We start from the raw sequence: 13,493 nt of genomic DNA on the forward strand, positions 1-13,493 counted from the left end.
ATCATCTCCACACTGTCGATTTATGCCCCTCGCCCAGCCTCCCGCACCCGGTTCCCGCGCCCTGATCCGCGACGAAGAATGGCTCGTCCAGCACGCCGACCAATGCGCCCAGGGCGGCTGGCAGTTGTCCTGTATCGGTGTGTCGGAAACCGTACGCAACCGCCACGCCCTGTTCCTGACCGCACTCGATGACGTCACCCTGATCGACCCGGCACAGACCGCGCTGGTGTTCGACGACTCTCCCGGCTTCGTCGCTGCCCGTCTGTCCATCGAAGCGCGCCTGCGCCAGTCTGCCGTGCAGGGCGATGCCCTGGTGCTGGGCCAGCAGGCCGTGATGGACACCTTGCCCTTCCAGCTCGACCCGGCCCACCGGGTGTTGCAGCAACTGCGCCCACGCCTGCTCATCGCCGATACCGTCGGCCTGGGCAAGACGCTGGAAGCCGGCATCCTCACCGCCGAACTGATCCGCCGTGGCCGTGCCCGGCGCATCCTCGTGGTCACCACCAAAAGCATGATGCGCCAGTTCCAGCAGGAGCTCTGGAACCGCTTCACCATCGCTCTGACGCGCCTGGACTCGGCAGGCATCCAGCGCATCCGCCGGCAGATACCAGCCAACCACAACCCCTTCAGCTACTACGACCGCACCATCATCTCGGTCGATACGCTCAAGCGCGACAGCGAATACCGCCACTACCTCGAAAGTGCCTGGTGGGATCTCATCATCATCGACGAGGCCCACAACGTCTCCTACAAAGGCAACCGCACCCAAAGCAACCGCCTGGCCGATCTGCTGGCCCAGCGCTCCGACGCGCTCATCCTGCTTACCGCCACGCCGCACAACGGCAAGAAGGAGAGCTTTGCCAGCCTGGTGCGCATGCTCGACCCCACGGTGCTGCCACCCAAGGCCGACTACACGCGCGACGATGTGGCCCACCTGTTCATCCGCCGCTTCAAGAGCGACGTGCGCGAGCAGATGAAGCAGGACTTCCCAGAGCGCCAGGTCTTCAGGCTATCGGCACAAGGCAGCCCTGCCGAAAACCTGGCTTTCGACGCGCTTGCCGAACTCAAGCTGGCCAGCGACGGCAGTGGTGCGCGCGATGGCGCCATGCTGTTTCGCACCGTGCTGGAAAAGGCGTTGTTCTCTTCGCCGGCCGCCTGCCTGCAAACGCTCAAGGAGCGCATCCGCCGCCTGGAAGCCCGTGATGCAACGCATCCCGACCTCGCTTCGCTGCGTGACCTGCAAGCACTTGTGCAACAGATCGAACCCACACAGTTCAGCAAACTGCAACATCTCATCGCCGAACTCAAGCACGATCCACATTGGCGCTGGGACGGCCGTGCCGCCAACGACCGCCTGGTGCTGTTCACCGAGCGCATCGAAACGCTGAAATTCCTGCAACAGCACCTGCCCGCCGCCCTGGGCCTGCAAGACGACGCCGTCGCCATTCTGCACGGCCAGTTGCCCGATCAGGACATCCAGCAGACGGTCGAGGATTTCGGCCGCAGCCATTCGCCACTGCGCCTGCTCATCGCCTCCGATGTGGCCTCCGAAGGGCTGAACCTGCACTACCAGTCGCACCGCCTCATTCACTTCGACATCCCCTGGTCACTCATGGTTTTCCAGCAGCGCAACGGTCGTGTGGACCGCTACGGCCAGACGCAGCCGCCCAAGATCGGCTACCTCTACACCCAGCCGCACAACGAGCGTGTCCGCGGCGACCTGCGCTATCTGGAAATCCTCATCGAAAAGGACGAACAGGCCGCCAGGAACATCGGCGACCCTTCCGCCTTCATGGGCCTGTACGACGAAGACGCCGAAACACTGGAGGTGGCCAAGGCCATCGAAGGCAGCACCACAGCCGAAGCTTTCGCCCAGCAACTGGCGGGGGGCGACGTCGATCCCTTTGAACTGCTCTGGGGCGATGCCGCCAGCAACGCGACGCCACCTGTGGGCGAACCTGCGCCGTCCATCGCGCCATCCCCCACCGCCACGCTGCCCAGCCTGTTCGCCAGCCACTACCACTACGCTCGCGACGGCCTGCGCTGGTTGCGCCAGCACCAACCCGAGCAGCAACCCGCCGTACAGGCCGACGACGCCACCCGTACCCTCAGCTTTCAGCCCGGGCGTGACCTGGCGCAGATTCTGGAACGCGATCTTGCCCCCGAAATGTGGCCCGGCGACAACAGCTTTGCCCTCTGCGCCGACAAGCGCACGGTCGAGGCCGCCATCGCCCAGTCCCGCGACGGCAGCGACTGGCCGCAACTGCACTACCTCTGGCCGCTGCACCCCATCGCCCAGTGGCTGGACTACAAGCTGATGGCCACCTTCGGCCGCCAGCGCGCTCCATTGCTGCGCGTACCGCAAGGCCTGCAAGCGGGCGAAGCCATCATCCTGGTGCTGGCGCAGGTGCCCAACCGGCGCGGCCAGGCCATGCTGGCCGAATGGCTGGGCGTGCCACTCGATGCGCGCGGCCAGGTGCAGGCCGTGCTGAGCCTGTCCGATACCCTGCAACGCACCGGGCTGGACGGCCGCCAGAACCCGGCCCCGGCCAACGATGGCCGTGCCCCCGACAGTCGCTGCTGGCAGCAAGCCCTGCCGGCCGCGATCCGCGCCGCCGAGGCGCATCTGCGCCCGATCAAGCAGGCATTCGATGCCGACTGCCGCCGGCGCCTGGAGCGGGAGCTGGCCCGGCTGGCCACCCTGCAAGGCAAACATCTGGCGCAAATGGAGCTGGAGCTGGCCCAGGGCGGCATCGAACCCGTCCGCGCCGCCCAGCGCCAGCAGCGCGAAAGCGCCACCGCCGACCTGTTCGGCCAATACCAGCAATGGGCGCGCGATACCCTGCAACTGGACGACCGCGCCCAGTTCACCGTCGTGGCCGCCCTGGTTTCCCAACAGGACGCAGCACGACAAGACGTGGCGCAGGGAGTGGCCCCATGAGCTTCACCATCCACGGCCTCTCCAACGCCAACGCGTTCTACAGCCAGCACTACCTGGACGACATCCTGGTCAAGGACCTCAAGCCGCTGTTCGAGCAGTGGAAGGAGCAGGGCAGCAAAAGCCCCGTCGCCCGCCTCAGAAGCGCCAGCGGCGCCAATGGCTATTTCCGCGAGCGCGAGCGCTTCCTGGCCGAAAAACGCCCCAAGGCCCGCGCGCGCCTGCTGCATGAACTGGCCCAGCCGCTGCTGGCCGCGCTCGATTACGCATTGCAGCCTCAAGCCCTGCCCCTGGCCGACTCCGGCCGCGCAGGCGACTTGCCTCTGCTGGCCCTGTACCGCGACGCCAAGGGCCACCCGCTGCTGGCCATCGCCGCCGCGCTGGCCCTGCCGGGCGACGAAGACACCGCGCCGCTGCAACTGCCCCCGCGCGATGCCACGGGCGCCAAAGCCAGCCACCACCACGCCGCCCACGCCCCGGTCGATTGGGAAGAAACCCTCTCCCGCCGCCTGTTCGCCGCCGACGCCCCGCCACGCTGGGTGCTGCTGGTTCACCACGAACAATGGCTGCTGATCGAGCGCGCCAAATGGGGCCGCAAGGCCCTGCTGCGCTTCGACTTGCCGGAACTGTTCGGCCCCCGCGACGAGCACAGTCTGCGCGCCTTCTGCGCCTTGCTGGGCAAGCAGTCCGTGCTGCCCGCCGAAGGCGGCGCGGCCCTGCTCGACAGCCTGGACGACAGTTCCCACAAGCACGCCTTCGAAGTCTCCACCGACCTCAAGTACGCCCTGCGCGAGTGCATCGAACTGATCGCCAACGAGGCCATCCGTTACAAGCGCGAAGTCAGCAAGGAAAAGCTCTTCGAGCGCACCGACACCGACCTGGCCGACCAGCTCAGCCGCGAAAGCCTGCGCTACATGTACCGGCTGCTGTTCTTGTTCTACATCGAGGCCCGCCCCGAACTGGGCTACGCCCCGATCCAGGCCGAGGCCTATCTGAAGGGCTACAGCGTCGAGCACCTGCGCGAGCTGGAGCAGACCCCGCTCACCACCGACCAAGCCCGCAACGGCTTCTACTTCCACGACAGCCTGCAACAACTGTTTGGCCTGATCTGGCAGGGCTTCCCGCGCCGCGATGCCGACAGCCCGCAACAGGAACTCGGCACCGCCCCCGATGCCACACTTGACGCCGCATCAGGCGACATCGCGCAAGGCAGCGGCTTCACCATCGCCCCGCTGCAAGGCCACCTGTTCGACCCGGCGCGCACCCGGCTGCTCAACAGCGTCAAGCTGCGCAACCACGTCCTGCAACGCGTGATCGAGCTGATGTCGCTCTCGCGTGGCGGCCGCGGCAACAGTTCTTCCAAAAGCAGCCGCCGTGGCCGCATCAGCTACGCCACCCTGGGCATCAACCAGCTCGGCGCCGTGTACGAGGCGCTGCTTTCCTTTCGTGGCTTCTTTGCCGAAGAAGACCTGTACGAAGTGCGCCGCGACCCCAAGGCCCCAAAGGCCAGCCGCACCGAAGACGACGACGAAGCCGGGCTCCCCGATGACAGCGACGCCACGGATGACGACGCCACCGCGCCCCCCAGCGCCCGCGAAAAACGCAAGGACGCCGAACTTGACCCGCTGGAAGCGGCCTATTTCGTGCCTGCCAGCGCCATCAGCCAGTACAGCGACGCTGAACGCCTGTTCGGCGGCGAACCACGCCTGTACCCCAAGGGCCGCTTCATCTACCGCCTGGCCGGGCGCGAGCGCGAAAAGTCCGCCAGCTACTACACCCCGGAAGTGCTCACCCGCTGCCTGGTGGAACACGCCCTGCGTGAAATCCTGCCCGGCAAATCCGCCGACGACATCCTGCACCTGACCGTCTGCGAACCCGCCATGGGCAGCGCGGCCTTCCTGAACGAAGCCGTCAGCCAGTTGGCCGAAGCCTATTTGCAGGCCAAACAAAAGGAACTGGGCCGCAGCATCGCCCACGACGACTACGCGGCGGAAAAACAGCGGGTCAAGATGTATATCGCCGACACCAACGTGTTCGGCGTCGATCTCAACCCCGTGGCGGTGGAACTGGCCGAAGTCTCGCTCTGGCTCAACGCCATCTTCAAGGGCAGCCACGTGCCCTGGTTCGGCCTGCAACTGGTGGCCGGCAATTCCCTGGTCGGCGCCCGGCGCCAGGTATTCAGCACCGCACAACTGTCGCCCGGCCGGGGCGAAAACGGCATGCCCGAGCGCGACTGGCGCTGCGCCGTGCCGCAGCCGCTGCCTTGGGTGGCGGCAGAAAATAATGATGAAATTGGCACTTTGCGCTTATCTGGTAAGGGTAAACAGCTATTAAACCAAGAGCAAATATTTCACTTCCTCCTCCCCGCCGACGGCATGGGCGCCGTCACCGACAAAGTGGTCAAGGCGCTGGAGCCGGCCGCCTTCGAACGCTTCAAGCAATGGCGCAAGACCTTCACCGCCCCGCTGGAACGCAGCGAAATCACCCGCGTGCAAGCCATCGCCCAGGCCGCCGAAGCCCTCTGGCAGCAGCACGCCCAGGAACTGGCCCGCGTGCGCCGCGCCACCAGCGACGAACTGCACGTCTGGCCCAGTACCGCCGCCAACCATGCGCCCACCACCACCGCGCAAAAAGACGCCACCTTCCAGCGCGAAATGCTCAGCGAGGCGCAGAAGAACGCCAGCCCCTACCGCCGCCTGAAGCTGGTGATGGACACCTGGTGCGCGCTCTGGTTCTGGCCGCTGGACAAGGCAGATGATTTGCCCAGCCGCGAGGAATGGTGGTTCGTGCTGGAAACCGTGCTGCTGGGTAATGCCAGCCTGGCAGCGCCCATGGGTGGCACCGATCTGTTCCCGGAAACCGTGCCGCAGTTGACGCTGGACCTTACCCCCGAGCGCGACCGCTACGGCCATGTGGACATCGAAGCGCTCATCGACGCCCTGCCGCAATTGCAGGTGGCCGCGCAGGTGGCGGCGCAGCAGCGTTTTTTGCACTGGGAACTGGAATTTGCCGATATCTTCAAGGCGCGCGGCGGTTTCGACGTGGTGCTGGGCAATCCGCCCTGGATCAAAGTGGAATGGAACGAGCAAAGCCTGCTATCGGACTTCGATCCGCGCTTTGCCATCCGCAAGCTCAGCGCCAAGCAGACCGCCGACCGGCGCGACGCCGTGTTTGCCGCCATGCCGCAGACCCGCGCCGACTATCTGGCCGAATGCGTGGCTACCGAGGGCATGGGCGAGTTTCTCAATGCGGTGCAGAACTATCCGTTGCTCGCGGGGCAGAAGGCCAACTTGTACAAGTGCTTTCTGCCGCTGGTGTGGCGCGTGGGAAGTGGTACGCAGGCACTGCTGCATCAAGAAAGTCCATATGACGACCCTAAAGCGGGGATGTTACGCAATGAGATGTATCAGAGGCTGCGAGCACATTATCAATTTGAGAATGAATTGCAGCTTTTCGATATTGGAGGGACCCGGAGATACAGCATCAATATCTATGGACCATCTAGGCAAGAAATTGGCTTCAAGAACATTTCAAATATTTTCCATCCAATGACTATCAATGCCTGCCTGACTCATTCGGGTTTTGGCCCCGTTGTGGGTATCAAGTCTGAGGCGGGGAAGTGGGAAGTTTTAGGACATAGTCATCGCATTATTGAAGTTAGGGAAGGTCTGCACAACCCGCCTCATGGCGCAAGCTGACGCGTGAACATTCACATGGTGAAACCGAAGCCGAATTTGCGTCAGATTTCCCGCTCTTTCGGCCAATTTCAGCCGTATTGCGGGCTCTCGCCCGTGCTGCAGGCGCACTCATGCCCGCGCTCCCTGCAAAATGCGCTTGCGCACCATCCACAGATTGGACAGCGCAAACAGCACCAGAAGCTGGCTGGTGTTCTTGGCCAGGCCCTTGTAGCGCACCTTGCGGTGGCCAAACTGGCACTTGAGAACTCGGAACTGGTGCTCGACCTTGGCGCGGATACGCGCCTTGACGGTCTCCATCTGATCGAGCAACACATCCAGGGGGCGGTTCTTGTCGAGCTTCTTGCGCTTGCCCGGCATCATGGCGATGTGCCAACGGGTATCGGGGTGTTGATCCTGTACTTCGCCACGCTTGTCAACACCTCGGTAGCCCGAATCTGCAAAGACTTGTGTTTCCTCGCCGTGCAACAGCGCCGCTGCCTGCGTGATGTCGTGGGCGTTGGCGGCCGTGGTGGTGACGGTGTGCACCAAGCCCGAATCGGCATCCACGCCAATGTGCGCCTTCATACCGAAGTGCCATTGGTTGCCCTTCTTGGTTTGGTGCATCTCAGGGTCGCGCTGCCCATCCTTGTTCTTGGTGGAACTGGGTGCGGCAATCAAGGTGGCATCGACCACGGTGCCGCTCTTGAGCAGCAGACCACGGGCGGCCAGTTGGGCATTGACGGTGGCAAGGATTTGAGCTGCCAGCTCGTTCCTCTCCAAGAGGTGTCGAAAGCGCAGGATGGTGCTTTCGTCGGGCAGGCGGGTGATGCCCGCGTCCAAGTGGGCGAACTCTCGGTACAGGGGAACGTCGTGCAAGGCTTCTTCCATCGCCGGGTCGGAGTGCCCGAAGAATTGCTGCAGCAGGTGAATGCGCAGCATCGTCTCCAGCGCAAAGGGAGGGCGCCCCGTCTTGCCTGCAGGCGCGTGCGGTGCAATCAGCGCCAGAAGATCAGGCCATGGGATGACGGCATCCATCTCATCGAGGAATGCACGCTTGCGCGTCCTCTTGGGGGAAAGTTCAAATCCGCTTGTGGCAAGGCTCATTTGCTTCATGGGTGTTCAACGTCCGAGGGGCTCAGGTGGTGGACTTTTGCAGACCTTTCTTAGTGAAGCGGTGCTTGGCACGTTCGCCAAACTCTACGACGCCCCCGGCACGCCGTTCTTGCAGGCACGACTGCCCGCAGTGCATAGCCTCGAATTGGTCTCGGTGTTGGAAAAATTCGCCCACGCACCGCGTCGCCTCGGCGATCTGGGTGACGATATTTCCTGCACCCAGCATTGGAACGAATCCATCGCACAGGCCGATGGCACCATCCGCCGCGAAACTGCCTTCGTGAGTCGTCCCGAAGACTTGGTGCTCTCCGGCCCGCACTTCTACGTCGGCAACCCGCTCAGCAAAACACCACGCGCCATCTGCACCGAGAAAGGCCACTACGACACCCTCGATCTTGAACATCTGCCCGACCACTACCTGCCGCGCAGCAACTACCATCCGGCATGCAGCCCAGACGAATACGCGCGCCGCATGCCGCGTGTCAGTTGGGTGGAGGAAGGAGAAACCGAGGCGAAGCCGGTGACGGCGTATTACCGGGTGATCAGCCGAAGAGGGTTGAGCATTTCGGGGGAGCGCACATTACTGGCGTCTGTTGCAACCCGTGATGTTTGCCATATAGACGGTGTTTTCTCTGTTGCTCTTAGAGATCAACGCCTGGTGCCTACACTGGCTGGATTGTGGGCTTCCGTTCCATTCGACTTCTTCATCAAAAGCTCTGGTAAAGGCGATTTTCGTAATTCGTTGGCAGAAACTATGACCTTGCCGGAGTTCGGAGACCGTCTTCCGCAATTTTTGGCAAGAACGCTCGCCCTCAACTGCCTCACCACCCACTACGCCGACCTCTGGCAATCCTGCTGGCAACCCGAATTCACCCAGGACCGCTGGGCCAGCACCGACCCGCGCCTGCCGCAGGACTTCTTCGCCAATCTCACCCCCGACTGGCAGCGCCACAACGCCCTGCGCAGCGACTACGCTCGCCGCCAGGCGCTGGTGGAAATCGACGTCCTCGCCGCCCAAGCCCTGGGCCTGACGCTGGACGAACTGCTGACCATCTACCGCGTGCAGTTCCCCGTCATGCGCCAGTACGAGCGCGACACCTGGTATGACGCCAACGGCCGCATCGTCTTCACCGCCAGCAAGGGCCTGGTCGGCGTGGGCCTGCCGCGCAAGGCCGGCCGCCGCGACCCCGAATGCACCGTCGTCACCCCCGACGGCATCCGCCAGCCGCGCCGCCTCGGCTGGGAAGACATCCAGCCCAACCCCCAGCCCGACGGCACCCTGCGCCCCCAAGTCCCCGACGGCACGGTGATCGAACGCCCCATCACCGACACCACCCAACCCGGCGGCCCCATCGACCGCACCATCCGCTACACCGCGCCCTTCACCCTGGCGGATCGAGAAGCGGATTACCGCCTGGCGTGGGCGCATTTTGGAGGCAAGGAAGGAAGATGAAGCATCCACCGTCATCTTGCTGGCAAACACACATGAATCGGAAACAGTGGCAGCGGGCGAAAGGCCGTACGCTGACCACGATATTCACTCTTTACCAATCAGGTAAAGAACGATAGAATTCCGGGAGTCCGAATGGAAATCCGGTTCAGGGGCGAGAAGCTCCGCGAGCTATGCGAGCGGCAAGTTGTCGCTAAAAAGAAGCTTGGCGCGGCTTGCGCCCGCAAGCTGACGCTGCGTCTGCAAGCGTTGGAGGCCGTCACGTGCGTTACCGAGCTTGTTGCTGGCAATCCACACCCGCTCAAGGGCGATCGCGCAGGCCAGTTCGCACTCGATCTGACTGGCGGCTGGCGTTTGGTGTTCAGCCCAGACCATGAATCTTGTCCCACGCATCCGGACGGCGGCATCGACTGGTCCCGCGTCACCCTCATTTATATCGAATTCATCGGGGACTACCATGACTGAACGCAGTGCTCCTTTCGCGCCGGACTGGGTCTTGCCCCCTGGCGACTCCATTCTCGATCTGGCTGAAGAACGCGGCTGGACCCAGACGGAACTGGCCCGACGCCTGGGCTACAGCGAAAAACACGTCAGCCAGCTCATCAACGGCAAGGTACCGGTGACGGTGGATGCCGCCCAGCGGCTGGAGCGCGTGCTCGGCAGCACCATGGATTTCTGGCTGGCACTGGAGGCCAACTTCCAGAAGCACAAGACACGCCTGGAGGCGGCGCAGCGCCATGCTGGCTGGGTGCCTTGGCTGGACGAGTTGCCACTCAAGGAGCTGATGAGTTTTGGTGCCCTTGTCAAGCAGCGCGTGGATGCCAAGCACAAGCCGGGGTTGGTCGAGGCCTGCCTGCGCTTTTTCGGCGTAGCCTCGCCCGATGACTGGCGTGCCCACTATGGTGGCATGCAGATGGCCTTTCGCCGCAGCCGCGCCGAACAGTGCGATGTGGGCGCGATCTCGGCCTGGCTGCGCCTGGGGGAACAGCAGGCCGAGAAGCTGGATGGCCCCGGATACGACAAGGCCCGCTTCGAGAATGCCTTGCGCACGATCCGCAGCTTGACCTGCGAGCCACCGGAGGTGTTCGAGCCGAAAATGCGCAAGCTCCTTCACGATGCCGGTGTGTTGCTGGTGCTGGTGCCGGCCATTCCTCGCGCCCATGTCAGCGGTGTGGCGCGCTGGCTGGGGCCGACCCGGCCGCTCATCCAGCTTTCGCTCTACGGCAAGACCAACGACAAGTTCTGGTTCACCTTCTTCCACGAGGCAGCGCACATTCTGCTGCATGCCAGCAGCAAGGAAGACAAGAAGTCCATCTTCCTCGATGATCCGAATGCCGTGCACGCGACCGATCCCCGTGAGCGTGAGGCCAATGCATGGGCAGGGGACTGGCTGATCCCGGTGCAGGCAGCCGCACGATTGTCCAGCCTGCGCAGCAGGGATGCGGTGGCCGATTTTGCCAGGCAGATCGATGTGCATCCCGGCATCGTGGTCGGGCGCTTGCAGCATGACGGGTTCATCGATCCATCGTGGATGAACGGTCTGAAACAGAGCTTCCGTTTCAGGGATGCATCTTGATGCGTAACGCCATCGACCTCTTCGAAGAACTCAACTCGGTCGATGAGTCCACCCGCATCGAGGCAAAGCGCGCCAGCAAGCTGGGCAAGTCAGCGATGCACCGCAGCTACACCGTGCACAGCCCGACCCAGATCATCCGCTACGGCAACCGCATCGAAATCCGCAACGTCGGCTATTCGCTCAAGGACCCCGTACAGTGGGGTGCACCGGGTCCACGCCAGCGCAACCCGGCCTGCCGGGATTTTTGTGGACGGGATACGCTGGCCGCTTCCGGTGCGCGACGGCGATCCGCGCTTCCGTTACCCGGAAAGCGCCAAACACCCGCATCAGGCTTATGTCACGCCCAAGGCGGGGGAGCTTTGACATGCAACCCCTGATCGTTTCCCAGCAAATCGCCCAAGGCGTCGCAGACTTCCTGCGCGCGGCCTTCCCGGCCACCACGCCGGGCTTCGATGGCCTGATCCAGCGCTTCCTGGCCGAGCGCAAGCGGGTGTTCCAGGGGCCGTACCTGACCTTGCCGTTGCCGTTTCGCAAGCAGGCCGACAGGGGGCTGCCCGCGCTTTGACGCATGGCTGCGCCAGATCGAAGCATTGCGAGCGGGATAGCAGGAAAAACGAAAGACCAAGGGAGAAAACATGGCTACCCGTGAACAAGCAGAAAGCTATTTGCAACGCGCCCTTGCCCAGCCGCAGGCGCGTTTTCGCGACGGCCAGTGGGAGGCCATCGACGCTCTGGTCAACCACCGGCACAAGCTGCTGGTGGTGCAGCGTACCGGTTGGGGCAAGTCGTCGGTGTACTTCATCGCCACGCGTTTGCTGCGCGATGCCGGTGCCGGCCCGACCATCATCGTCTCGCCGCTGCTGGCGCTGATGCGCAACCAGATCGATGCGGCGCAGCGGCTGGGCGTGCGCGCCTCGACGATCAATTCGTCCAATACCGATCAATGGCCGCAGGTGATTCAGGAGGTGCTGACCAACCGGGTGGACGTGCTGCTGGTGTCGCCGGAACGCTTCGCCAACGACAGGTTCAGCGATGACGTGCTGCTACCCATTGCGCAGAACCTGGGGTTGTTCGTGGTGGATGAGGCGCACTGCATTTCCGACTGGGGCCACGACTTCCGTCCGGACTATCGGCGTTTGGTCAACGTGCTGCGCCGCATGCCACCCAATCTGCCGATCCTGGGCACCACGGCCACCGCCAATGACCGGGTGGTTAACGATATTGTTGCGCAGCTTGGGAATATTCACGTGCAGCGTGGCTCGTTGATGCGTGAGTCGCTTGCACTGCAGACAACGCGGCTGGGGGATCAGGCGGCGCGTCTGGCGTGGCTGGCCCACCATATCCCGCAGATACCAGGCTCGGGCATCGTGTATGTGCTGACCCAGCGTGATGCCGGGCAGGTTGCGCGATGGCTGAATGAAAACGGCATCCTGGCCGAAGCCTATTTCAGCGGAGCAATCGGCCCCAATGGTGAAGCGACCAATGTCTGGCGGGAGCAACTGGAAGACCGCTTGCAACGCAACCAGTTGAAAGCACTTGTGGCAACGACGGCGCTCGGCATGGGCTACGACAAGCCGGATCTTGGCTTCGTCATCCATTACCAGTCACCGGGTTCCATCGTCGGCTACTACCAGCAAGTGGGGCGCGCGGGCCGTGGCATCAACCGTGCACTGGGCATCCTGCTGGCTGGCGATGAAGATGCACGCATCCACGAGTTCTTCCGCCGTAATGCGTTTCCGAATGAGCGGCATGTTTCGGCCTTGCTGGAAGAGTTGGAGAGCACCGATGGCTTGAGTGAGCGTGAACTGGAACAGGCCCTCAACCTTCGCCACGGGCAGATTGCGCAAGTACTGAAGTACCTGTCGGTAGAGAACCCGGCACCGGTCATCAAGCAGGATGGTCACTGGGTGCGCACGCCGGTGCCCTATCGCCTGGATGTGGAGAACATCCGCCGCTTGACTGGTATCCGCGAGCAGGAATGGCAAGAAATGCAGGAGTACGTGGCAACCCCGTCCTGCAAGATGGAATTCCTGGCCCGCGTGCTGGACGATCCTTCACCCGGGTCATGCGGCAAATGCGCATCGTGTCTGGGGCAATCGATCGTGCCGGAGACATTCCCGCAAGCGCTGGGCGTGAAGGCTGCCCAGTTCCTGAGGCACTCGGAATTCCCGCTGGAATGCAAGAAGCAGATCGCGGTCGGTGCGTTTCCCCTGTACGGCTTCAATTTCAGAAACATCCCGCAAGAGCTGCGGGCGGAAACCGGACGTGTTCTTTCACGTTGGGGCGATGCGGGCTGGGGTACGGTAGTGGAAGCGGGCAAGCAAGCCAGCCACTTTGGGGATGAGCTGGTGGAGGCGGTGGCAGAGATGATCCGGAACCGTTGGCGTCCGGAGCCTGCGCCGACCTGGGTGGCGTGCATTCCTTCGCGCAATCACCCCGAACTGGTGCCGGATTTCAGCCGCCGGTTGGCACAACGGCTGGGGTTGCCGTTTCATCCGACGATCACCAAGCGGCGCGACAACCAACAACAGAAGTTCCAACAGAACCGATACCACCAGTGCAGCAACCTCGACGGCGTGTTCGGTGTGGAAGGCCAGTTGCCGGCCGGTCCGGTTCTTCTGGTGGATGACATGGTGGATTCGGCCTGGACGCTGACCGTGGCGGCTATTTTGCTGCGGCAGGCAGGTTGTCCGGCCGTGCTTCCTGTGGCGCTGGCGGCCACCAGCGATGGAGATTGAG

Annotated in this window: 9 protein-coding genes; 8 read left to right on the forward strand and 1 reads right to left on the reverse strand. The window is 63.3% G+C overall.

The genetic code is table 11. From position 1 onward, the window contains the following. Positions 1 to 22: 22 nt before the first annotated feature. The gene (locus tag FOZ74_RS13410; protein WP_146913524.1) at positions 23 to 2,941 is read left to right on the forward strand and encodes a DEAD/DEAH box helicase; all 2,919 of its coding nucleotides are present in this window, start codon (positions 23 to 25) and stop codon (positions 2,939 to 2,941) included. Next, positions 2,938 to 6,636, forward strand: coding sequence for an Eco57I restriction-modification methylase domain-containing protein (locus tag FOZ74_RS13415; protein ID WP_222434171.1), 3,699 nt, complete (start codon positions 2,938 to 2,940; stop codon positions 6,634 to 6,636). Before FOZ74_RS13410 ends, FOZ74_RS13415 begins: the two co-directional genes overlap by 4 nt. Before the next feature lie 108 nt (positions 6,637 to 6,744). Here FOZ74_RS13415 and FOZ74_RS13420 read toward each other — a convergent pair whose 3' ends face one another. Next, positions 6,745 to 7,728 carry an IS5 family transposase gene (locus tag FOZ74_RS13420; RefSeq protein ID WP_146911817.1) on the reverse strand — a complete coding sequence of 328 codons (984 nt, stop codon included), beginning with the start codon at positions 7,726 to 7,728 and terminating at the stop codon, positions 6,745 to 6,747. A 37-nt stretch (positions 7,729 to 7,765) separates the two neighbouring features. On the opposite strand from FOZ74_RS13420, the gene FOZ74_RS13425 reads away from it, so the two are divergent. The 6 genes from FOZ74_RS13425 (at position 7,766) to FOZ74_RS13450 (ending at position 13,492) form a co-directional block, all read left to right on the forward strand. Then, positions 7,766 to 9,181: a hypothetical protein gene (locus tag FOZ74_RS13425; RefSeq protein ID WP_146913525.1), complete on the forward strand. Its 1,416-nt coding sequence runs from the start codon at positions 7,766 to 7,768 to the stop codon at positions 9,179 to 9,181. A gap of 132 nt (positions 9,182 to 9,313) precedes the next feature. Continuing rightward, on the forward strand, positions 9,314 to 9,643 hold the full coding sequence (locus FOZ74_RS13430; RefSeq protein WP_146913526.1) for a type II toxin-antitoxin system RelE/ParE family toxin: 330 nt from the start codon (positions 9,314 to 9,316) through the stop codon (positions 9,641 to 9,643). Next, positions 9,636 to 10,754: a helix-turn-helix domain-containing protein gene (locus tag FOZ74_RS13435; RefSeq protein ID WP_146913527.1), complete on the forward strand. Its 1,119-nt coding sequence runs from the start codon at positions 9,636 to 9,638 to the stop codon at positions 10,752 to 10,754. The genes FOZ74_RS13430 and FOZ74_RS13435 overlap by 8 nt, the downstream gene beginning before the upstream one ends. Beyond that, complete coding sequence (locus tag FOZ74_RS13440) at positions 10,754 to 11,131, forward strand: hypothetical protein (RefSeq protein WP_146913528.1); 378 nt, start codon at positions 10,754 to 10,756, stop codon at positions 11,129 to 11,131. The genes FOZ74_RS13435 and FOZ74_RS13440 overlap by 1 nt, the downstream gene beginning before the upstream one ends. After that, positions 11,119 to 11,319 (forward strand): hypothetical protein, encoded by a 201-nt coding sequence (locus FOZ74_RS13445; protein ID WP_146913529.1) that lies wholly within the window; start codon positions 11,119 to 11,121, stop codon positions 11,317 to 11,319. The genes FOZ74_RS13440 and FOZ74_RS13445 overlap by 13 nt, the downstream gene beginning before the upstream one ends. A 70-nt stretch (positions 11,320 to 11,389) precedes the next feature. Next, positions 11,390 to 13,492, forward strand: a complete 2,103-nt coding sequence (locus FOZ74_RS13450; RefSeq protein WP_146913530.1) for a RecQ family ATP-dependent DNA helicase — start codon at positions 11,390 to 11,392, stop codon at positions 13,490 to 13,492. Position 13,493: the final 1 nt, after the last annotated feature.

Source organism: Comamonas flocculans, assembly GCF_007954405.1.
GTDB lineage: Bacteria > Pseudomonadota > Gammaproteobacteria > Burkholderiales > Burkholderiaceae_C > Comamonas_C > Comamonas_C flocculans.